Origin of the sequence: Clostridium lentum, assembly GCF_014287815.1 — a bacterium.
Lineage (GTDB): Bacteria > Bacillota > Clostridia > Clostridiales > Clostridiaceae > Clostridium > Clostridium lentum.
This window is the reverse complement of the sequence record NZ_JACOOQ010000001.1, coordinates 195,444-218,135: the sequence shown is the minus strand read 5'-3', so window position 1 is coordinate 218,135 and position 22,692 is coordinate 195,444. Positions and strand designations below refer to the sequence as shown.

Sequence of the window (22,692 nt, the reverse complement as noted above, 5' to 3'; positions counted from 1 at the left end):
TAATGTAAAATAGTCATAAATACTTATATCGTATTATATATCACATATAGAAATAATTTCTTCTATTCTATTTATAAAAGTATGATTTTGGGAAATATATTCATATCCTTTATCTATAATGCACTCTCTATCTTGTTCATGTTTTAAATAAAATCTAATTTTATTTATTAAGTCATCTGTATCTTTATAAATAACAGTATAATCATTAAAATTCTTTTGTATATATTCTATATTATCTACTAATTCGAAAGATTTTGTACCTATTATTTCAAAAAATCTCGGATTACATCCTTCTTTAGATTGTTTATTATGTATATTAATACATATCTTTGATCTAGAATATAAATTACTTACTTCTTTAGGTGATAAAAATCTATTTTTGAAATATTTTCTATATCCTTTTAAGTAATATTTAATATATCTCTTTGGCTTACTAGGCATTAAATACTTACCATAAATTTCAATATTACAATATTTAAATTCCTCTATTATTTTTTCAAATAATATTACTCTATGCTCATAGTTTGCAAAACTACCTACAAAAGAAATATCTATACTTCTTTTAATTCCTTTAACATCATAAACAAAATTATCATAACATAGAGGAAGAAAATAGCTATCTATATTCTTTGTTTCTTGCAACTTTTTTATATCGGTTTTTTCAAACATAAATCTAAAATCATATAATTCTAAAGTATCCATTGATTGACTCTCTCTATATACAGAGTCCATCATCCACATTATCAGTTTACATCCTTTTTTCTTAATATATTCTAAAGTTTCTCTAGTAATATAGCTCCCTTTAATTACAACTATATTTTTTATATTATTCTTATCAACAAAATCAATTATTTCCTGATTAACTTTTTTACCATATTCATTTACATAATATTCTCTTTTAGCTTTAAGTAAAAATTTATCTACAAGTTTATTCCCTGTAACTGGAATATTTTCTTCTTCAAAATTTATTATATTAGTTTTAAAGCCTTTAACTTGAAAAGCTTTAGCAACACTTTCATTATAACCATAAAAATTAGGTCCTACAATTAAAACTTCTTTTTTGCTCATTTCTTACCTTTCTAAAAAACATATTTATTTTATTCATACATTTTTGCAAGTATCTTATACCAAGCTGTGCACATGGCATTTCTTCTTGCATATTTAGATATAATTTTGGAATATGCAAAAATTATTTTTCGCTCTAATGCTTTACCATTTTTTCTTTTATTATCAGCTGTAGATTTTAATTGCTCCGACTTATCAAAGTTTCTTATTTCTTTTTTTGATATCTTATCTTCAGAATACAAGCCATCTATAGAGTAACTATCTTTTCCGCACTTCAGTCTTTCCTTATATAATTTTTTTAAATAAAAAGCATTATATATCTGTGCTAATGTTTTATCTCTTGAAATACTATTCTTTCTTATTCTATATTGTAATAATGATTCCGATAAATTACTAACTTTATATCCAGCAGCAACAACACGGCAAATAAAATCATAATCCTCAGCAAATAAAATTTCTCTATACCCATTTACTTTCTGCAAAATACTTTTTCTAAAGAAAAATGTTGGATGTATAACAACATTAGTATATTTTAAATAATCTTTAATTTTATCACTATTCTTTACAACAAAAGTATTTTTCTGAATTATACAATTATTTTCATCAATGAAGTCAACACTGGTTCCAATTAAGTCTATGTCCTTATTAGCTTCCATAAACTCATATTGTTTTTTTAATCGATCAACATTTGCAATATCATCAGCATCCATTCTAGCTATGTACTTACCTTTTGCATATTCTAAGCCTTTATTTAAACTTTTTACCAATCCTAAATTCTTTTCATTCTTTATGTAGACTATTCTATTATCTTTATTACAATATTCATTTATTATTTCTTCTAATAAAGTATTATTAGGATTATCTAATATAAGAATAAATTCAAAGTTTTCATAGCTTTGATTTATAATTGATTCCACAGCTTCCCTAAACCAGCGCTCTTCCTCATTATACGCTGATAATATAACAGATACATCTATTTCTTTCATATAATTCACCACCTTAAAAAGCTTATATAGGGACTACCCAACGGTAAGTCCCTTTAATCTTGATGAAAATGCAATATATCCTTTTCTTATTTTTTCTTTATTAAATGTACATATTCCTATAATAGTATTTAATACATGGAATACCTCTGCTTTAATAAAAAGAATACATATATTAAAGTCAAAGTTAAATTTACAAAAAGCTCCAAAACCCAAGCCATAACTTTTAACTTTTCCTTCATTCATATTTGTATCTGAACTATAATGAGGATGATATATCTGCACTTCTGGTTTATATACTATATTCTTACTACTCTTTAAAGCTCTATAAAGTATATCACTATCTTCACATGAGCCTAAATAATTACCTGCACCTAACTTTTCATTAAATCTTAAAGAAGAACCATTTCTATAAAACATAGTTACTGATGAACATTTAGTATAAAAGTTAGATTTACTGATTTTTATTTCTTCTTTAGGCCACTTTCTTAATGAATCTGAACCATCTCTTTCAACTATTCTTCCCATAACTACGTCAATTTCCGAATTAGATTCAAAAATATTACTTATAATATTCAATGTATCTGGTAGATATTCACAGTCATCATCTGGAAAAGCAACTATTCCTTCATGGCTCTCTTCTAGACCAATATTTCTATTTTTAGCTAATCCTTTAACTGTTGATTTAATATGCTTAATATTTAAATCATTATGTCTTTCTATTATATGATTTAAATCAATCTTATCATTTTGATCAACTATAATTACTTCAACTAAAGATAAATCATAATTTGATTTTTTAAGACTGTTAAGAAAGCTTTCTACCTCTTTTTCTCTTCCATAAGTCGCCATAATTAAAGAAAATCTCTTCATCTCTTTCACCACTGTTTTCCTCTATATTTTCTTTTCCAAATCTCCAATACAATCCTATAAGAATCCATAATGGATAATATATATATGTGTCAATATTAAAGCATGCTAATAAAACACCTGCTACACTTGACATTAAAATCAAAGTTTTAATATCGTTATACTTAATATATCTAATTAATAAGGATATACCAATATATGCCCATAATGCTACCCAAATTAAAAAGCATATTATTCCATTTTCAGCATATATTCTAGCATGTAATGCAAATACAGTAGGCCAATATTGAGTTTGCTTTGGATCTAACCATCTAGTAACTTCACTTGATCTATAATCATCTGATTCAACATTATCTGTAGCATAAAAAGCATATTGTCCTACACCTACACCTGTTAATAAGTGTTGATTTCCTATTCTGAAAGCAGCTTTCATCATTGAAAACCTAGCTACATTAGACATATTATTTTCATCATTTAAAGACTCTACTACTGCTCCAACAGTTGCATTTGATGCAGTATTTTCATATTTCACCTCTTCATTAAATCCAACTTTATTAACTATGTTAGATGTTAAAAATACCAATGGGAATAAAAGAACTGTTATAAGCTTTTTCTTCCAATTACCTTTCATGATAATTATTCCAATTGCAAAAATAATAAATTCTAACCAAAAAATAAGTAATCCCATTCTTGATTTTGATAATAAAACTAAAGCTATAAAATATAGTGCATATACAACTGCTATTCCTTTTTTCCAATATTCCTTTTCCGTATAAATATAACTTAAAATCCATGGAAGAACAAATGCTGCATACATACCAAAATAAGATGCTTCTCCACAAACTGTTCTTATACCTCTAGGATATAATTCTCCTCTAGCATATAGTTGAATTACATTTGATACTGCTTTTAATATTTCACTGGTGTCTATAATATTTAACATATTAAGCATTTCAACAAATCCGTAGGCACTTGCTATTATAGTAGAAAATAAAATCCATCTTCTTATAGTCCATAATATTATTTTAGTTTTTCTTAAAAAATAATAAAAACAATAACTAGTTATAGCTCCAAAAACAAGCATTGGATATTGAAATACAAATCTTCTTATTCCTGTTTTCCCTTTAAATGAATTTGTCATTATATCACTAATGTTAAGTAATGAAAATATAAAACATAAAATTACAAAAGTTATTAATATATAAATACTTTTATCTTTAACTTTAACAACCTTCGATTCCTTTAATATATAAATAGCCATAATTGTTATCAATATCAACATAGGATAAGATGTAGCACTAAATGATAATTCTTTTAATATATTATTTAGATATGGTAAATTATTAAAAGGAATTAAAAGTATAGCTAAAGCCATTAGTACATATACTAATTTATAAATCTCATTTTTCTCTTCTATCATAATTTATACTCCTAATTAACCTACCTCTATTTATACTTATTATATTTATTTGTACATTTTATTATAATAATTTTGATATTCTCCAGATGTAACATTCTTCATCCATTCTTGGTTATCTAAGTACCATTGAATAGTCTTCTTTATACCAACTTCAAAAGCAGTTTCTGGATACCATCCTAATTCTTCTTTTATCTTTGTTGGGTCAATTCCGTATCTTCTATCGTGACCTTTTCTATCTTCAACATACTTAATTAATGTTTCTGTTATTTCCTTATCAACATTTTCGTTTAAATATTCAATAACAGTCTTAACTATTTGGATATTAGTTCTTTCGTTGTGTCCTCCAACGTTGTAAACTTCTCCAACTCTTCCGTTGTTTATTACCATATCAATTGCTTTAGCATGATCTTCAACGAATAACCAATCTCTTATATTCATTCCATCACCGTATACTGGTAAATCTTTGTGATCTAAGCAGTTATTAATTAATAATGGTATTAACTTTTCTGGGAATTGGAATGGACCATAGTTATTTGAACATCTTGTTATATTCATTGGCATTTTATATGTATCATGATATGCCTTAACCATTAGATCTGATCCTGCCTTACTTGATGAATATGGACTATGTGGATCAAGCGGCGTTGTTTCCATGAAATATCCTGTTTCTCCTAGTGAACCATAAACTTCATCAGTTGAAACATGTAAGAACTTAACTCCTTCTTTGTAAGTTCCATCTTCATTTTCCCATGCATTTCTTGCACAATTTAAAAGATTAACTGTTCCCATTACATTTGTCTTAGCAAATACTTCTGGCTCTCTTATACTTCTATCAACATGTGATTCTGCTGCAAAATGAGCTACATAGTTTATTTCATACTTTTCAAATAATGATGATACTAATTCTGCATCACAAATATCTCCATGCACAAATATATGTCTAGGGTCATCTTGGATTGACTTTAAATTTTCTAAATTTCCTGCATAAGTTAACTTATCTAAGTTTATTATTCTTATGTTTTGGTATTTTTTTAGCATATATAATACAAAATTTGAACCTATAAATCCTGCTCCACCTGTCACTAAATATGTTTTCATTTCACTATTCTCCCTTATTCTTAATATTTTCCATGAAAGTTTCTAGTTCTTCTTCCCAATTTCTCATGTCATCACCAACTGTACATCTAAGCATCATATTATCAAGTGATGAATAAGTTGGTCTTTTAGCTATTTTCTTATTAAGACCTTTTATATAATCCTCAGTTGAAATAGGATTAACAACACAGTTTAAGCCTGCAAGTTCCATAATTCTCTTAGCGAAATCATACCATGTACATTCACCTTTTGCTGTACAGTGGTATACACCATATTCTTCCGTTTCAATAAGTTTTAAAATATGATATGCTAAATCATTTGCAGATGTTGGATTACCTTTTTGATCATTAACAACAGTTATTGAATCTTTATCTTTTCCAAGTCTCATCATAGTGTATACAAAGTTATTTCCTTCATATCCATAAAGCCATGCTGTTCTTACTATATAATACTTAGACGAAAACTCTCTTACATAGTTTTCACCTTGTAATTTAGTCGTTCCATAAACACTTTGTGGCTCTACCTTATCATATTCTCTTAATTGAGTTTCCCTTAGCTTACCATCAAAAACATAATCAGTAGATACATTTAAAAGCTTAGAACCTAACTCTTCACAAACCATAGCTAAGTTTCTTGGTCCTATTGCATTTACCTTAAATGCTGCATCATAATTTTCTTCACAACCATCAACATTAGTAAATGCTGCACAGTTTATTACTACATCTGGTTTAATATCATTTAAATAATCTCTCACATTATCAAGCTTTGTTATATCTAAAACATCAACATCTGCTGCAAAAACCTCAGATGAAGCTACACTTTTAGATATTTCTCCAATTTCTGCTTTACCTGTTCTTATTATCTTTTGAAGTTCTTTTCCAAGTTGCCCATTAGCACCTGTTATAACTATTTTCATAACTTTTCCTCCATACCTCTCATTATTTTTCATATACAAAAGGAAGGTCTTGTTCTTTTAATTGTTTATGATTTTTATCTTTTTCTGACAATAATATGTCCAAACCTTCTATTGGCCACTGTATGTTAATATTTTTATCATTCCACGGAATTCCACCATCATATTCTGGAGCATAAAAATCAGTGCACTTGTAATTAAAAGTTGCAACATCTGATAAAACTACAAACCCGTGAGCAAATCCTTCCGGAACATAAAATTGTCTTTTATTCTCAGCTGATAAATACACACCTTCCCATTGACCATAAGTAGGTGAACCCTTTCTTAAATCTACAGCAACATCCCAAACTTCTCCTTCAGTACATCTTACTAACTTACCTTGAGTATGCTTCGTTTGGAAGTGTAATCCTCTAAGTACTCCCTTACTTGATCTTGATTCATTATCTTGTACAAAGTTCATAGTTAGACCTGCTTTTTCAAAATCCTTCTTACTATAACTTTCCATAAAGTAACCTCTATTATCACCAAATACATTTGGCTCTATAATATAAAGATCTGGAATCTTTGTTTCTATAAATCTAAAATTACCCATTTAATATCACTTTCCTTTTCTTAATAAATAAGGAAATGCATTGTATACTAAAACAACTGCAATAATTCCTAATGCCTTCATTGATATTTATTTCACTATTTTTTTAATTAAATCCATAATTATCTTATACCACTTAATTACTATTCAATTATATCCATAAGATATTTACCATATCCAGTTTTCATAAGAGGCTTTGCTAACTCTATAACTTGTTCTTTAGATATCCATCCTTTTCTATAAGCTATTTCTTCTAAGCAAGCTATGTAAGTTCCTTGTGTAGTTTGCACTGCTTCAACAAAATTTGATGCCTTTAGCATAGATGTGTGAGTTCCTGTATCAAGCCATGCCATTCCTCTACCTAATAACTCTACTGTTAAAGTTCCTTCTTCCATATATACTTTGTTTAAATCAGTTATTTCTAATTCTCCTCTTTCAGAAGGCTTTATATTCTTAGCTTTTTCCACTACTGAGTTATCATAGAAGTAAAGCCCTGGTACTGCATATTTTGATTTTGGATGCTCTGGCTTTTCTTCTAATGAAGTAACCTTACCATTTTCATCAAAACCAACTACTCCAAATGCTCTTGGATCCTGAACATAATACCCAAAAACAGTTGCTCCTTTTTCCAGTTTTGCTGCACTCTCTAAATGACTTGTGAAGCTTTGTCCATAGAATATATTATCTCCTAATATCATTGCCACTGAATCGTTGCCAATGAATTCTTCTCCTATGATAAATGCTTCTGCTAATCCATTTGGATGTTCTTGTACTGCATATTCTATATTTAATCCAAATTCACTTCCATCTTTAAATAATTCTTTGAAATTAATAATATCTCTTGGTGTTGATATTATTAATATATCCCTTATTCCTGCAAGCATTAAAACTGACATTGGATAATAAATCATCGGCTTATCATATATCGGAACCATTTGCTTTGACATTGCTTTTGTTACAGGATATAGTCTTGTTCCAGATCCACCTGCTAATATAATTCCCTTCATATCTTTTACCTACCTTTTCTTATTTAAATTATTCTCCATTCTATTCCAATAACCTATATTACCAGAATACTTCTTCACTTTCTCTAGTGAAAGTTTTTTATATCTTTTTCCAAATCTATCTCCTAAAAATCTAGCAGAAAAATTTGGTATTATATTAAAAAACACTTTAAAATTCTTATCTTTTAGTGATTCAACTGCTACTACTTTTAGTAATTTAAATGCACTACCACTAGTCCCATACTGAGTAAGGTATGCATTATCACTTAAAAACGCTCCTTGATCAAAGTAACGTTTAAATAATTCATTAAATTTATAATCATGTGAATGAATAACTTCTGCTTCAGAATTGTACATTATTTTATAACCGTTATTTATAAGTTTATATGCAAGATACATATCTTCATTAGTCAATAAATCTTTTCCATCATAACCATTTAACTTAACATATATATCTCTTTTAACGGCAGAAGCTGCATCTGAGAAAAAGAAAGTAACTATTCCTAATCTTTCTGTATCCTTCTTAGATACAATTCTAGATTCCTTAGGATAATTATTTATTCTTGTGTATTTTTCAATAGACTGATTATCACATATTTGTCTTGAAAATGCCGCCTCACATTTCCCTTCATAAATAGGTTTGCATAATTTATATAACCACTTTTTATCTTTAATAATAATATCTTGAGTTATAAACACAATAATATCACTATCACTTTCCATTGCTGCTTTTTCTCTTGTCAAACTATGTGAAAAATCACTTATAGATATGATTGTTAATTCTGCTTTTTCTAAGTCATTTACTATTTTATCTACTCCATCACCTGTATCAGTTAATATATATTTAATTACTTTCAAATCTATATCTTCCTGCATAAGTAATGATTTATGTAATGAATTAATATATTGCTTTGATTTATATAAGGGACATATTACTGTTACTGACATAATAATCCTCCATTTTAACTTTCAATTTATACTGCGCCTTCTTTTTTAATAACAGATATAACTGTTTTAAACATAATTTTAATATCAAGTAATATTGATTTATTATCAATATAATACATATCCATCTCAATTCTTTCATCATAAGAAGTATCACTTCTTCCATGTGCCTGCCAATATCCTGTTACCCCTGGAATCACTGAAAAAAGCTTATCTGCATATTGTCCATATTTGCATATCTCTTTTTCTACAATAGGACGAGGACCAACTAAGCTTAAGTCTCCTTTTAAAACATTTGCTAATTGTGGTATTTCATCTAGGCTTGTTCTTCTTAGAAAATCTCCAATCTTTGTTACTCTTGGATCGTTATCTAATTTAAAATTTTTATAATACTCCTCTTTTTGCTCATCTGAAAAAGACTCAAAAATCTCATCTGAATTAGAATACATAGTCCTAAACTTATATATTTTTATATCACTTCTATTCTTACCTTTCCTAGTATGTGCATAAAATACTGGACCTTTAGAATCCAGTTTAACTAAGATAGCTAAAATTAAGAATACAGGAATCAATAAAATTAATCCTATGAAAGATAAAACCAAATCCATAATCTTCTTTGTAATTGAATATAAGCTTACCTTTTCATTATCTACAATATCTGTAGAAGCTACATTATTCATATTATAACCCTCACTTAAAAGATTTATTATTGTTTTCTTTATTTGCAACGTTGCATTAAAGTTTTCCTCTATATTTAACAAACAACATACGTTCTAAAAAACAACTATATTATAAAAACCACACCTAATATTGTTAGTGTAGTTTATACTTACTAATATTTCAAATTATAACTGTTAAGGCTATCCATTATGATACTATAATAGCTATGTTTTTGTCAATTAAATGTCGTTGGAATCGTTTTCTTTATGGCATGTAACTTTTTTATTAATTTTGTTTATTTTAACTATATAACAATAATTTAACTATTTATTTAATGTATTATTAATTATATAATACTGGAGATACTTATACAATAATATATGTTGCCAAAAATATAACTGCACTTAGAGAAACTTTTTAATACAGATATAAAAAAAGAGCCTACTTAGGTCTCTTTTTTTATACTTTAGCTATCATTTACTAAATACCCATAGCTTATTAACTATATAATTTATAATCATCACTATTGCTGTTGTTATAACCAACCCTATAAATTTATTTAAATTACATAAATCAACTAATACATATAATATTCCTGTATTTAATCCAAGTCCAATAAGATTTAAAATAATAAACTTTATTGTTGTCTCTGTTGATGCCTTATCCTTATATTTAAATACCCATAAAGTATTCCATAAATAACTATTAACAGTACCTAAAATATATGCAATAATGTTGGCTAGTATATAATACATACCAAGTGCATTTAGGATAAAAAATATTATCCAATTTACTAATGTATTTATTACTCCAACCATGCCAAATTTTACAAATCTAATTACACCATCATTTATAAATTTCATGATCTTCTCCTCCCACTAAAGAATACAATCCTCCTATAGCAGCAAACATCATCATCGGCAAAATACAAACTAAATATCTTGACCTCGCTTCCCAAATAACTAAAAATAAAAATACTCCAAATATAGCTATTTGCACACATTGCACAATTTTATGCTTATCTCTATATTTAAATGCTGCAATTGAAGAAATAAATATAAGGGCTATAAGTGCTAAATTACTCATTTGAGCAATATAAATAATTATATTATTCTTTTCCCCAATTACATATTCCTCTACTTTATTATCTTCTAATGGCTGTCTACATAATTTATTAATAGAATAATATGTTCCATCATTCCAAGTAAACTTTATTTTTTTATCTAAAAATTCTAAATATCCCTTAAATCCATAATCTCTAAGTCTATTTTCAATTTCTTCTATATTAGCCTTCTTAGCTTTTTCTTTATCTTTAAAAGAAGAGGTAAAATCTACATCTTCTTTATTATAACCGCCATCACCTTTAAGTCCCATCATTATCCAATGAGTCATAGGAAGTCCTGCTTCACTATATTTTATAGGCATTACATAACTTGCAATAGCCTTATATCCTGAAAATATAACTAAAAATGAAATCAAAATTATTAAATTACTAACCAAACCTTTTATTATTTTGTTAGTGCATAATATATATATAATTATAGCAACTACCACAATAATTATATTAGTTTTTAATATAACACCTAATGCCCCAAACACACCTATACCTATTAAATTCCAAATCTCATCATATGATTTACTTTCATTATAATTATATAAAAATAATAATATTGCTACTGGAAATATCATAGTTGTTGTATCTGTATAAAGTATTGGAGAATAAGCAAATAATGGAATTATAAAAATAGATAAAAAACTAAATAATGTTGCCATTTTTAAATTAAATACTTTCTTAACTAAAATATATGTTAACACTAAAGCTCCATCTATCATTATTATATTAAAAATGCTCCCCACAATAAGATAAACTATTTCATTTGTTGTAAATAAACTTATACATTTAAATAATGCTGTATACATAAGAAGTGCACCAATATTATTGGGATAAAAATTATAATAATATTCTGGTAATTCAAATACTGAATTAGCTATTCTATGAGCGTCATAAAATATAACTCCAAAATCCCAACTTGGTTTAACTCTGCAATATATAACAAAAATAACTTGTAAAATTAATAATATTATCCCAAATAAAATACTAATTTTAATCAATTTTTTATCATCTAGCCTATCAAATATATGTTTTAATATTAATAATATAGCTAATATAATTATAGCCCCTAATACTACTATTAATTTCTTCATAGGAAATAATCTTCCATAATTTGATGTAATGTTAATAAATAGTAAATATAAACTTACTATTGTAAAAACACATGCAAATATTTTTAATAAAATATTTCCTATACTATTTAACTTCATATTAAAATCCTCCTAAATCTATAATTAATTTTTTATAAACTTATCTATTATAAACTTAGGTCTCTTTTTAGTTTCAATATAAATTTTACCTATGTACTCCCCTATTATTCCTAAGCATAAGAGTTGAATTCCACCTAACATCCATATTGATACAACAATTGTTGCCCATCCTTCAACTGTTTTGCCAAGACACCATAAAGTTATAAAATATATTAAAAATAATAAACTTGTCGTAAACATTATCATACCTAAATTTAATATCAATTTTATAGGTTTTACACTAAAAGATGTTATACCTTCAAAAGCAAAAGAAAGCATTTTTTTAAGTGGATACTTAGATTCTCCTGCAAACCTTTCACTTCTCTCGTATAAAACCACATCACTTCTATATCCTATAAGAGGCACTATTCCTCTTAAAAATAAATTTACTTCCTCAAATTCTCCTAAAGCTTCCAAAGCTCTTTTACTCATTAATCTATAATCTGCATGATTATAAACTATGTCAACTCCTAAAAGTTTCATTACTTTATAAAATCCTTGTGCAGTAGTTCTTTTAAATACAGTATCTGTTTTTCTATCACTTCTAACACCATAAACTACATCACACCCATCAATAAATCTATCAATAAATTTATCAATTACATTAACATCATCTTGTAAATCTGCATCTAAAGAGATTGCTGCATCACAATAATCCTTAACAGTCATTAATCCTGCTAATAAAGCATTTTGATGGCCTCTATTTCTTGATAATTTAATCCCTGCAAATAATTCATCACTTTCTTTAAGTTCTTCAATAATACTCCAAGTATTATCTTTACTACCATCATCAACAAAAGTTATTCTACTATCTTTGCTTATTTTATTTTCACTAATAAGCTGATTCATTTTAATTTTTAATCTAGCAGATGTTTCGTGAAGCACTGCCTCTTCATTATAACAAGGTAAAACTAAATATATAGTTTTCATTAAATTTTCTCTCCTTTATATTAATTTATAAAATTAATTCTTTTACAACTTATAAAATTATATCATAAATAATTAATTCTCTAAAAAACTTTAAAAAAGAACTCTAATAGAGTTCTTCCCCCTATTTCAAGTTCTTTAATATTTCAACACATTCTTTACCAGTATTTTGCCAACTTAAAGTATTTAAATATTCCTTTGAAACTTTATTTATTTCTTTTAATAAATTTGGATTATTAATTGCATTTTTAAACATTTCATAAAACTCATTATAATCAAATGATGTAACTAAAGCTGAACCTTTAGGGAAGAAATAATTAAATGTTCCCTCCTTAAATTCAAATATAGGTAATCCTGTAGCTAACATTTCATATGGTACTAAAGATATATTTGTTAACGATCCAACCATCCCAAAATCTGAATTATTATATAACTCTAACAATTCCTCTTTAGTAAGCTTTCCTATATTTTTTCCTCCATCACATTTAAAATCAGTAGATTCACCATAATATTTAACATTTAAAGTTATACCATCTTTCAATAAGTCGCCCTGCAACTTTTTAACCATATGTTGACATATATATGGTGCTCTTTTTCCAGTATCTTTAACATAAACAGCCATATTGAATTCTTTTTTATTAGGATACTCATCAAAATTTCTACCTTTATCATAATATTCTTTTCCCTCATAAGGGAAAGTAATTACATCTATTGGTGAAATTATTGAGCATTCTCTTTCTACCATATGCTTATTCCAAGCTCCTAAGCTTATCATATGGAATCCTAATTCATAAGTCTTTTGTGCAATTATAAAAGCTTCACCAAACATATAAAAATATGGCTCATAATCTTGTACAAAATACATTTTATATCCATCAATTTTTTTTGCATGATAAACTGTATCCCATTGAGTTGCAATTACTACATCAGTTTCAATATCTTCAATTAATCCATTAATAAAAGTCCCCTTATATCCTGATAATGTAGCTTCTGCATTACTTTTCATTTCTTCAAGACTTTCATTATCATAAATTGAAAAATATCTTACATCATAACCATTTTTACTTAATTCAGTACCTAATCTTAAAATTGATGTATGACCTCCACTATATAATGGCATTCCAGGAATAATAAAAGTTATCTTTTCTACTTTTTCTGGAACATTATTCTCAATAGGAGTAAAATCTACAACTTTCAAAATATTATCTATAAACTTTTTATAATTTCTTTGTTTTCTTAAATAGTTAACTTTTTTTAAAACTTTAATCATTTTTTACCTTCTTTATATAAATTATCTTTTACGAATTCTATCTATAACATTTTCAATTGCTTCAAATAAAAATTTATCTCTTAGTATGATTAATGATATAAAATAAACTAGAGATCCTATCGCTATTTGAAGTACAAGGAATAAAATACTAATTGGTGTTACATTTCCAATCAATCTTACAATTGCTAACATCAATATCCCACTTACCCAATACTTATATGTTTCTTTTATCCAAGTAAAATCAAACACCACTCTGGCAAACCAAAACTGGATTAATGCAATTGATAATTCAGCTGACACTGTAGCTATTACTGCTCCCATAGCTGCAAATCGTGGTATTAATAATAAGTTAAAGCAAAAATTAACTAATGCTCCTATACAAACAGATGCTGTATACTCTTTATTCTTTCCTATAGCTAGTAAATACTGTGTACCAAAAACATTACCAAGACCTATTATTATTACCAATACCGGTGAAATCTTAGTTAATGGAATTACACTTAAAAACTCATTACCAAAAAGTATTGGTACAAATTTATCACTTATCCCTATTAAACCAAAAGTTATCGGTATAGATAAAAAACTAATTACAACAAATGCTTTTCTTAAACTCTTTTTAACTTCATTTAAATCATCTTTACTAAATAGATTAGCAATTCTAGGGAGCATTACAATACCTAAAGAAGTAACAACAGATAATAATATTCTTACTATCTTTTGTGATTGATCATAATATCCTGCTTCTACTGCCCCCTTAAATAAATCTATCATTGTTTTATCTAAAACTGTATAAACTTGCGTAGCTATTTGCGGTACAAATAATGCTAGTATAGGCATAATGTGCATTGCTATTTTTAATTTACCAATTTCTTTAACTTTAAGCATATCCTTACCAACATAAAACCACATAATTAATTGACCTACAAACATTGTTCCTGCGTTAATTAAAATATACTTCCATAAATCATCTCTTGTTTTTACAAAAATAAATATTAATATTACAGAAATTATTTTGGCAAAAAAACTTCTTAATGATGCATTTTTAAAATTTTCAATACCCAGGAAATACCAAGATATATCAACAGCAGCTGCTAATATATAAAATCCTTGTAGCATATAGAAAACTCCATATTTGTGACTTTGCCCTAGTGTTAAAGCAAATACCATGTAAGCCAAAATACACCCAGTAAATTGAATAGAAAATATCTCCCAAAAAGTTTTCTTTAACTTATCTTTCTTCTCTCTTATAGTTGCTATCTTTTTAGTTGCATATATACTTATTCCTAAACTACCAAGCAAAATAAAATACTGTGTATTTGCATATGTAACAGTATTTATACCTATTCCATCTGCAGACAAAACTCTTGATACATAAGGTATTGTTAGTACAGGCAATAAAACTGAAGTCATTTGATATAATAAATTATACAAATAATTCTTCTTAACGCTCATGGTCATAATACTTGCACCTCTTATTCTTTATAATTATTTATTTTTCTATATTTATTGTCTTAAATAATTATTTATTAACTCTCTAAATTTGTCAATAATATAACCAATTTGTTAATAAAAGTTTTAATTAGATATTTAAAAAACAAAAAAGCCTACTTATTTCAGCAATATTTATACTAAAATAAGCAGACTTTAACTAAAAAAATACTATTTGTTTATTCTTCATATCCCTTTGGATTATTGCTTTGCCATCTCCAAGAATCTTCACACATTTCATCAATTCCTCTTTCAGCCTTCCAGCCTAATTCTTCATTAGCTTTTGTTGGATCTGCATAGCAAGTAGCAATATCTCCTGGTCTTCTATCTACTATTTCATAAGGAATTTCTTTTCCACATGCTTTACTAAATGCATTAACTACATCTAACACAGAATACCCTTTTCCTGTACCTAAATTATATGTTACAAGTCCTGGATTAGTTTCAAGTTTCTTTAATGCTTTAACATGTCCATCAGCTAAGTCAACAACATGAATATAATCTCTTACTCCAGTACCATCATGAGTTGGATAGTCATTGCCAAACACTCTTAACTTTTCTAATTGACCTACAGCAACCTTTGTGATGTATGGCATTAAATTATTTGGAATTCCATTTGGATCTTCTCCAATAGTTCCACTCTTATGAGCTCCTACTGGATTGAAGTATCTAAGTAATGCAACATTTAAAGTCTTGTCTGCATGGCAGATATCTCTAAGCATATTTTCAATCATAAGTTTAGTTTGACCATATGGATTTGTTGCTGAAAGTGGTGAATCTTCAGTTATTGGCACTACTTTAGCATCTCCATACACTGTTGCTGAAGAACTAAATACAAAATTCTTACAGTTATACTTTCTCATTACCTTTAACATAACAAGTGCACTTGTTAAATTGTTATAGTAATATTCTAATGGCTTTTCTACTGATTCACCTACTGCCTTTAAAGCTGCAAAGTGAATTACAGAATCTATATTATTTTCTTTGAATATCTTTTCTGTTTCATCTTCTAAAGTTAAATCAACATTATAAAACTTAGTAGTCTTACCTGTTATCTTTTCTATTCTCTCTTTAACTATTTCTTTACTGTTACAAAGGTTATCTGCAATAATAACGTCATAACCTCCATTTAAAAGCTCTACTGCTGTATGGCTTCCTATATATCCCATACCACCTGATATTAAAACGGCCATTTATATACCTCCCTATTTTAAACATTAAATTGTTTACATTTACATTATATACCTAACATATTGCATAAATCAAACTTTATTAATCAATTTAATAAAGTTTTTTTATCCTATTAAAATAAATATAACTGAGAAAGTCACTAAGGACTTTCTTTCTCAATTATCAATTATTCAAAGTGTTTCACTATTAATTCCACTATTCTTTCACAAGCTTTTCCATCACCATATGGATTTATTGCATGTGCCATTTTATGATATTCTAAATCGTCAATTACTAACTCATTAGTGATTTCAAATATTTTATTTCTTTCAACACCTGCTAGTTTAACTGTTCCAGCCTTTACCGCTTCTGGTCTTTCTGTTTCAGTCCTTAAAACAACTACAGGTTTTCCCAGTGCAGGTGCTTCCTCCTGAATGCCACCTGAATCAGTCATTATCAGATAACATTTATTCATTAAATTTGCAAAGTCCACATATTCCAATGGTTCAATTAATGCTACCTTATGTTCAATACCTTTAAAACTTTCTCTTGCTAAATCCCTTATTAAAGGATTTTTATGCATTGGGAATATTATTTGAACATCCTTATTTTGCTCTGCCACTTCTCTCACAGCTGCAAAAATATTTTTCATTGGTTCTCCCCAATTTTCTCTTCTATGAGCAGTCAGCAATATAACCTTATTGTTCTTAAAATCTATTTTATTTAATTCTTCATTTTCAAATTTATGTTCTTTATTTATTACACTTAATAATGCATCAATAACAGTATTTCCTGTTCTAAATACATTCTCAACTATTCCTTCTTTAGCTAAGTTAGCTTCATTACTTTCTGTAGGTGCAAAATGAAGAGTAGCTATGGCTCCTGTTAATTTTCTATTTGCTTCCTCTGGAAATGGTGAATACATATCTCCTGTTCTAAGTCCAGCTTCTACATGCCCAACTGGAACTTTATTATAAAAAGCTGCTAAAGCACCATTTAATGTAGTTGATGTATCTCCATGAACAAGGACAATATCAGGTCTAAACTCCTTAAGTACCTTATCAACTCCTGCTAACACTTTATTACATATGTCTATTATTGTTTGCCCATGAGCCATTATGTTTAAATCAAAATCTGGTTTAACATTAAAAATCTCTAAAACAGAATCTAGCATTTCTCTATGCTGAGCTGTAACACAAACCTTTGCATCAATTCGTTCGTCTTTTTCCAACAATTTAACCAAAGGACACATCTTTATCGCTTCTGGCCTTGTTCCAAATACCGACAAAACTTTAATCTTTTCCATTCTATACACCCCTTTAGGTAATCCTTTTACATTTTTATTATTATATAGGTTTTTTGCAAAGTCAACATCTTGTGGTATAATAGCAACATATTATAATTTCACTGCCTCTTAAGTGGTAAAATATTACTAACTTATGACTTTGAATTATTTATATATCCAACAAGGATACATCTAACTTATATATCATTTATCTTGGTAATAAGTTAGAAATAAAAATAGGAGGTGATTTTCTTGAATAGAAAATCAACAGTACTATCAGTATTACTTGCTACAACTATTTGCTTCACTAACATAATTGGATCATTTTCAGTTTATGCTGATGATTTAGATAATGAAAGACAAGCTATCTCAGAAAGCAAAGCCCAATATGACTTACTAGATGAACAAATATTGTCCCTTAATTCTGAAATTGCAAATATAAATATAGAAATAGACAATATCAATACTAAGCTAAAAGATAACGAAACACAAATTGCAAATACAGAAGCAGAAATTAAAAGTACAAAAGCTTTATTGGAACAAACAGAAATAGAAATATCAGAAAAAGAATCTATTTTAAGCAAAAGACTTAGAAATATCCAAAAAAGTAATCTAATGTCCAATATGCTGGCATACTTGCTTGCTTCTGAAAGCCTAACTGATATTTTTGACAGATTTGATGCTGTAAGCAAGATAGTATATCTAGACAAAGAATTAATTAGTGAAGTAAAAGAAAAAAAAGAAACTTTAACAGTTACAATGGATGAGCTTAGCAGTAAAGAAGCTTCTTTACAAGCTCTAAAAGAAGAAACTGAAAGTTCTTTAAAAGAATTAGAAAGCAAGAAATCTGAACAAGAAACAAAAATGGCACAACTTAATGAAGAGCAAGCTAAAGTTTCATCTGTAATAGAAGCAAATGAGCAAAAACTTATTGCGTATTCTGTATCTATTATAGAAAACTCTAATACTATATCTGAATTACAAGAATCAATTTCAACTTTAACTTATTTAATACCTACTTTAAATAGCTCTACAGTTATTGAAGCTGCTAATAATAGTATTTCCCAAGGTAATCTTAAAGTTGAAAAAATTAATGCTGAAGAAAAGGCCAAAGCAGAAGCTGCCATTCCATCAAGAGGTGAATCAATGACTGTAACATTTACACCTGGGGCAAGCTCAGGTTCTACAGCCTTATCAACATTAACTATGCAATCAACAGCTTATACTGGTGGTACATTAACAGCTACTGGTACTAAACCGGTTTATAATCCTGGTGGTATAAGTACCATTGCTGTAGACCCTAGCGTTATTCCTTTAGGATCTAAAGTTTACGTTTCAGGATATGGAATAGCCATTGCTGCTGATACAGGGGGAGCTATAAACGGAAATATTATTGACCTTTACTTTAACTCAGAAGCAGATTGCATTGCTTGGGGAAGAAGAAATGTTACAGTTGAAATACTAGCTTTACCTGGTCAATGGTAATTCTAAAACTCAAAATAACAATTAATAAGAAATAAAGTAAAATGGCATTGGATTACAGTCCAATGCCATTTTATCTTAACTATTATTTCTTTAATGTATTTAAATATTCTATGAATCCATCTCTAAGGTCTTCTCTTCTTAATGCATACTCTACAGTTGCTTTTAAAAATCCAAGCTTATCTCCCACATCATATCTTGTTCCTTCAAAGTCATATGCATACATAGCTTCTTCATCAATAAGCTTTAATAATGCATCTGTTAATTGTATTTCTCCACCTTTTCCTGGCTTTGTTTCTTCAAGAATTTTAAAGATTTGTGGTGTAATTATATATCTTCCTAAGATAGCTACATTACTTGGTGCTTCTTCCACTGGTGGCTTTTCAACAAGACCTTTTACTTTATAAACTCTATCTTCAATATGAATTCCATTTACTATTCCATATTTATTAACATCTTTTGCTTCTACAGTTTGAACACCTAAAACAGAAGTTTTATACTCATCATAACAATCAATAAGTTGCTTTAAACAAGGTCTTCCTTCATTATATACTATATCATCGCCTAAAAGAACTGCAAATGGTTCATTAACTACAAAAGTCTTTGCACAACTAATAGCGTGTCCAAGCCCCCTTGGTTCCTTTTGTCTAATAAAGTGAATATCTACCATATCAGAGATTTCTCTTACCATTTTTAACATTTGTTCTTTACCACTTTTTTCAAGTTCTAACTCAAGCTCTACAGATTTATCAAAGTGATCTTCAATACATTTCTTACTTCTTCCTGTAATAATAAGTATCTCTTCTATTCCTGAAGCTACTGCTTCTTCTATAATATATTGGATTGTTGGTTTATCTACTATTGGCAGCATTTCTTTAGGCTGTGCCTTTGTTGCTGGTAAAAATCTTGTCCCTAAACCTGCCGCTGGAATTATCGCTTTTCTAATTTTCTTACTCATAATTATTCCCCTTCTAAAAATATCACTTATAAATTATACCGTATTTAATATTAAATACGCAATTATATTCTTCATAATAATGTTTATTATGATATAATAAATATTATTATACATTATTATATTTAGTAAACATTTTGTTATACTAAATGATTATAAGAATATAGTAAGGAGTTTTAAAATGAATAAAGATAAAAAAACAAAAAAACTTCCTAAATGGACAAAGATAGTATTATGTATATTTTCAGCAATTATTCTAACTATAGCCGCCTTATATACTTATAGCTATTATACTGTTAATAATATAGTTAATAAGTCTGAAAAAATTGATCTTAAAGAAGATGAGTTAGGTGTAGTTGATGAAGAAGAACTAAAACAATATGATGATTATACAGAAATAATTAATATTGCTCTTTTAGGAATAGATAGTACTGATAGTACATCAGGAAGATCTGATTCAATTATGGTAGCTACTTTAGATCCAATCCATAATAAACTTAAACTTACATCTTTTATGAGAGATTCATATGTAAATATTTCTAACTATGGATATGATAAATTAAATCATGCTTACGCTTATGGCGGAGCTAACTTAGCAATTAACACTTTAAATACAAACTTTGGTTTGAATATAACTGATTTTGTTGCAGTAGATTTCGCTTCTCTTCCTAAAATTATAGATAGCCTTGGCGGAATAACTATTGATATAACAGAAGAAGAATTAAATTATATAAATGGATATATAAACAATATAAATTCTGTTAGTGGTACTAACTCTCCTATTATAACAACGCCTGGAGCTCATCACGTTGATGGCGCTCAAGCACTTGCATACTCAAGAATAAGATATACATCCGGAGGAGACTTTAAAAGAACTGAAAGACAAAGAACAGTATTAACTGCTTTATTTAATAAAGCTTTAAATGTACCTGCTACTCAATATCTAGATGTTATTTCAACTTTAGCTCAATATGCAACTACTAATTTAAATACTAATGAAATATTAAAACTTGCAACAAAAATAGGATCTATGGGCTTAAATGGAGTAACTATTGAACAAGAACGTTTCCCTATTGATGGCTATTGTGAAGGAACTATGATTGATGGAATATATTATTTAACCTTTGATGCTACTGCTACAAGAACTCAAGTTATGAATTATATATTTAATGATCAGTTACCTCAATAAAAATAAAATGATGTGTCAAAGTACTCTTTGATTCATCATTTTTTATTTAAACACTATAACGAAAGAGGTTCATACATTATGAAAAAATTAAAGAAAATCTTATTACTCTCATCTATTGCAATTATTTTAATAACTTTATCAATATTTGCTTTTATAAAAACACTTAGTTCTAAAGTTGAACGTATTGATATTGATAGAACTTCCATTACTGAAGTTTCTAAAGGAACTGTTCCTGAAAATAGCGATGAAGTTATTACAATGGCTTTACTAGGTGCTGATTATAGTAATAATAATGGTGCAGCTGATGTAACTATGCTTTTATCCATTAATAAAAAAACAAATGAAATTAATTTATGTTCTTTGATGAGAGATATGTATCTTGATCTTCCTGATGGTGGAATGTCAAATTTAAACTATACATTAAATGATGGTGGTGCAGAACTCTTACTTAAAACTATAAATTATAATTTTGGCTTGGCTATATATAAATTTGCACAAGTTAATCTCCACACTCTTCCTATAATAATAGACAAGCTAGGTGGTTTAGAACTTAATATTTATAGTGATGAATTAAACTATATAAATAATTATATTGATAATATAGATTCAGAAAATAATACATCTACAGAACATATAACTACCACTGGAACTCAACTTTTAAATGGTACCCAAGTTGCAGCATACTGTAGAATAAGATATACATCTGGTGGTGATTATAAAAGAACTGAACGTCATAGAACTGTTATAAATGCACTATTTAATAAATTTAAAGATATATCATTAACTGAAGGATTATCTTTAGTTAATGATATTTTAGGACTTGTTTCAACAAACCTTACTGACAGTGAAATCATTTCCATAGGATCAACTCTTTTATCTATGAACTCTGCCTCTATTAACCAAGGAAGATTTCCTGAAGATGGCGATCACTATACTGAATGGACAGACATGTATCATATGATAATAGATAAAGAAACTACAAGAGAAAAACTTCAGTCTTTCCTTTATGAATAACTATTTT

At 27.7% G+C, this 22,692-nt stretch carries 21 protein-coding genes; 3 read left to right on the top strand and 18 right to left on the bottom strand.

Annotated features, from left to right (window positions below):
• Positions 1-33: 33 nt before the first annotated feature.
• The 17 genes from H8R92_RS01015 to wecB all read right to left on the bottom strand — a co-directional run bounded on the left by H8R92_RS01015 (position 34) and on the right by wecB (position 18,066).
• Complete coding sequence (locus H8R92_RS01015; RefSeq protein ID WP_022212862.1) at positions 34-1,068, bottom strand: CgeB family protein; 1,035 nt, start codon at positions 1,066-1,068, stop codon at positions 34-36.
• Between the two features lie 29 nt (positions 1,069-1,097).
• A complete protein-coding gene (locus H8R92_RS01010; RefSeq protein WP_022212861.1) occupies positions 1,098-2,051 on the bottom strand; it encodes a glycosyltransferase in 954 nt (317 codons plus the stop codon).
• 33 nt (positions 2,052-2,084) lie between these two features.
• On the bottom strand, positions 2,085-2,900 hold the full coding sequence (locus H8R92_RS01005) for a glycosyltransferase family A protein (RefSeq protein ID WP_022212860.1): 816 nt from the start codon (positions 2,898-2,900) through the stop codon (positions 2,085-2,087).
• Positions 2,857-4,338, bottom strand: a complete 1,482-nt coding sequence (locus H8R92_RS01000; protein ID WP_022212859.1) for an O-antigen ligase family protein — start codon at positions 4,336-4,338, stop codon at positions 2,857-2,859. Before H8R92_RS01000 ends, H8R92_RS01005 begins: the two co-directional genes overlap by 44 nt.
• 45 nt (positions 4,339-4,383) lie before the next feature.
• Positions 4,384-5,436, bottom strand: a complete 1,053-nt coding sequence (gene rfbB / locus H8R92_RS00995; RefSeq protein ID WP_022212858.1) for a dTDP-glucose 4,6-dehydratase — start codon at positions 5,434-5,436, stop codon at positions 4,384-4,386.
• Between the two features lie 4 nt (positions 5,437-5,440).
• A complete protein-coding gene (gene rfbD, locus H8R92_RS00990) occupies positions 5,441-6,349 on the bottom strand; it encodes a dTDP-4-dehydrorhamnose reductase (RefSeq protein ID WP_022212857.1) in 909 nt (302 codons plus the stop codon).
• A 22-nt stretch (positions 6,350-6,371) separates the two neighbouring features.
• The gene (gene rfbC / locus H8R92_RS00985; protein ID WP_186834444.1) at positions 6,372-6,938 is read right to left on the bottom strand and encodes a dTDP-4-dehydrorhamnose 3,5-epimerase; all 567 of its coding nucleotides are present in this window, start codon (positions 6,936-6,938) and stop codon (positions 6,372-6,374) included.
• A gap of 140 nt (positions 6,939-7,078) precedes the next feature.
• A complete protein-coding gene (gene rfbA, locus H8R92_RS00980) occupies positions 7,079-7,942 on the bottom strand; it encodes a glucose-1-phosphate thymidylyltransferase RfbA (protein ID WP_186834443.1) in 864 nt (287 codons plus the stop codon).
• A gap of 9 nt (positions 7,943-7,951) precedes the next feature.
• The gene (locus H8R92_RS00975; protein WP_186834442.1) at positions 7,952-8,887 is read right to left on the bottom strand and encodes a glycosyltransferase family 2 protein; all 936 of its coding nucleotides are present in this window, start codon (positions 8,885-8,887) and stop codon (positions 7,952-7,954) included.
• Between the two features lie 26 nt (positions 8,888-8,913).
• Positions 8,914-9,564: a sugar transferase gene (locus H8R92_RS00970; protein WP_022212853.1), complete on the bottom strand. Its 651-nt coding sequence runs from the start codon at positions 9,562-9,564 to the stop codon at positions 8,914-8,916.
• 453 nt (positions 9,565-10,017) lie between these two features.
• Entirely contained in the window at positions 10,018-10,407 is a 390-nt protein-coding gene (locus H8R92_RS00965; RefSeq protein WP_186834441.1) for a GtrA family protein, read from the bottom strand.
• Positions 10,391-11,866: a glycosyltransferase-like membrane protein gene (locus tag H8R92_RS00960; RefSeq protein WP_186834440.1), complete on the bottom strand. Its 1,476-nt coding sequence runs from the start codon at positions 11,864-11,866 to the stop codon at positions 10,391-10,393. Before H8R92_RS00960 ends, H8R92_RS00965 begins: the two co-directional genes overlap by 17 nt.
• 24 nt (positions 11,867-11,890) lie before the next feature.
• Positions 11,891-12,835: a glycosyltransferase family 2 protein gene (locus H8R92_RS00955; RefSeq protein WP_186834439.1), complete on the bottom strand. Its 945-nt coding sequence runs from the start codon at positions 12,833-12,835 to the stop codon at positions 11,891-11,893.
• Positions 12,836-12,956: 121 nt separating this feature from the next.
• Complete coding sequence (locus H8R92_RS00950) at positions 12,957-14,102, bottom strand: glycosyltransferase (RefSeq protein WP_186834438.1); 1,146 nt, start codon at positions 14,100-14,102, stop codon at positions 12,957-12,959.
• A 21-nt stretch (positions 14,103-14,123) separates the two neighbouring features.
• Positions 14,124-15,554, bottom strand: coding sequence for a flippase (locus tag H8R92_RS00945; RefSeq protein ID WP_186834437.1), 1,431 nt, complete (start codon positions 15,552-15,554; stop codon positions 14,124-14,126).
• 215 nt (positions 15,555-15,769) lie between these two features.
• Positions 15,770-16,783: a UDP-glucose 4-epimerase GalE gene (gene galE, locus H8R92_RS00940; protein ID WP_022212847.1), complete on the bottom strand. Its 1,014-nt coding sequence runs from the start codon at positions 16,781-16,783 to the stop codon at positions 15,770-15,772.
• 164 nt (positions 16,784-16,947) lie between these two features.
• Complete coding sequence (wecB, locus tag H8R92_RS00935; RefSeq protein WP_186834436.1) at positions 16,948-18,066, bottom strand: non-hydrolyzing UDP-N-acetylglucosamine 2-epimerase; 1,119 nt, start codon at positions 18,064-18,066, stop codon at positions 16,948-16,950.
• Between the two features lie 231 nt (positions 18,067-18,297).
• Here wecB and H8R92_RS00930 point away from each other — a divergent pair, with 231 nt between their 5' ends.
• A complete protein-coding gene (locus H8R92_RS00930) occupies positions 18,298-19,530 on the top strand; it encodes a 3D domain-containing protein (protein WP_186834435.1) in 1,233 nt (410 codons plus the stop codon).
• Between the two features lie 82 nt (positions 19,531-19,612).
• Here the strand turns inward: H8R92_RS00930 and galU are convergent, their stop codons facing one another.
• On the bottom strand, positions 19,613-20,485 hold the full coding sequence (galU, locus tag H8R92_RS00925) for a UTP--glucose-1-phosphate uridylyltransferase GalU (RefSeq protein WP_186834434.1): 873 nt from the start codon (positions 20,483-20,485) through the stop codon (positions 19,613-19,615).
• Positions 20,486-20,663: 178 nt separating this feature from the next.
• On the opposite strand from galU, the gene H8R92_RS00920 reads away from it, so the two are divergent.
• Both H8R92_RS00920 and H8R92_RS00915 read left to right on the top strand, forming a co-directional pair.
• Positions 20,664-21,671, top strand: a complete 1,008-nt coding sequence (locus H8R92_RS00920; protein ID WP_186834433.1) for an LCP family protein — start codon at positions 20,664-20,666, stop codon at positions 21,669-21,671.
• Between the two features lie 78 nt (positions 21,672-21,749).
• Positions 21,750-22,685, top strand: coding sequence for an LCP family protein (locus H8R92_RS00915; protein ID WP_186834432.1), 936 nt, complete (start codon positions 21,750-21,752; stop codon positions 22,683-22,685).
• Positions 22,686-22,692: the final 7 nt, after the last annotated feature.

Coding starts and splice junctions, on each gene's coding strand:
- galU (WP_186834434.1), bottom strand. CDS start 20,485: ATGAGTAAGAAAATTAGAAAAGCGATAATTCCAGCGGCAGGTTTAGGG.
- H8R92_RS00950 (WP_186834438.1), bottom strand. CDS start 14,102: ATGATTAAAGTTTTAAAAAAAGTTAACTATTTAAGAAAACAAAGAAAT.
- rfbC (WP_186834444.1), bottom strand. CDS start 6,938: ATGGGTAATTTTAGATTTATAGAAACAAAGATTCCAGATCTTTATATT.
- wecB (WP_186834436.1), bottom strand. CDS start 18,066: ATGGAAAAGATTAAAGTTTTGTCGGTATTTGGAACAAGGCCAGAAGCG.
- rfbD (WP_022212857.1), bottom strand. CDS start 6,349: ATGAAAATAGTTATAACAGGTGCTAATGGGCAACTTGGAAAAGAACTT.
- H8R92_RS00970 (WP_022212853.1), bottom strand. CDS start 9,564: ATGAATAATGTAGCTTCTACAGATATTGTAGATAATGAAAAGGTAAGC.
- H8R92_RS00955 (WP_186834439.1), bottom strand. CDS start 12,835: ATGAAAACTATATATTTAGTTTTACCTTGTTATAATGAAGAGGCAGTG.
- H8R92_RS01015 (WP_022212862.1), bottom strand. CDS start 1,068: ATGAGCAAAAAAGAAGTTTTAATTGTAGGACCTAATTTTTATGGTTAT.
- H8R92_RS01005 (WP_022212860.1), bottom strand. CDS start 2,900: ATGGCGACTTATGGAAGAGAAAAAGAGGTAGAAAGCTTTCTTAACAGT.
- H8R92_RS00945 (WP_186834437.1), bottom strand. CDS start 15,554: ATGAGCGTTAAGAAGAATTATTTGTATAATTTATTATATCAAATGACT.
- H8R92_RS00960 (WP_186834440.1), bottom strand. CDS start 11,866: ATGAAGTTAAATAGTATAGGAAATATTTTATTAAAAATATTTGCATGT.
- H8R92_RS00915 (WP_186834432.1), top strand. CDS start 21,750: ATGAAAAAATTAAAGAAAATCTTATTACTCTCATCTATTGCAATTATT.
- H8R92_RS00920 (WP_186834433.1), top strand. CDS start 20,664: ATGAATAAAGATAAAAAAACAAAAAAACTTCCTAAATGGACAAAGATA.
- galE (WP_022212847.1), bottom strand. CDS start 16,783: ATGGCCGTTTTAATATCAGGTGGTATGGGATATATAGGAAGCCATACA.
- rfbA (WP_186834443.1), bottom strand. CDS start 7,942: ATGAAGGGAATTATATTAGCAGGTGGATCTGGAACAAGACTATATCCT.
- H8R92_RS01010 (WP_022212861.1), bottom strand. CDS start 2,051: ATGAAAGAAATAGATGTATCTGTTATATTATCAGCGTATAATGAGGAA.
- rfbB (WP_022212858.1), bottom strand. CDS start 5,436: ATGAAAACATATTTAGTGACAGGTGGAGCAGGATTTATAGGTTCAAAT.
- H8R92_RS00965 (WP_186834441.1), bottom strand. CDS start 10,407: ATGAAATTTATAAATGATGGTGTAATTAGATTTGTAAAATTTGGCATG.
- H8R92_RS01000 (WP_022212859.1), bottom strand. CDS start 4,338: ATGATAGAAGAGAAAAATGAGATTTATAAATTAGTATATGTACTAATG.
- H8R92_RS00975 (WP_186834442.1), bottom strand. CDS start 8,887: ATGTCAGTAACAGTAATATGTCCCTTATATAAATCAAAGCAATATATT.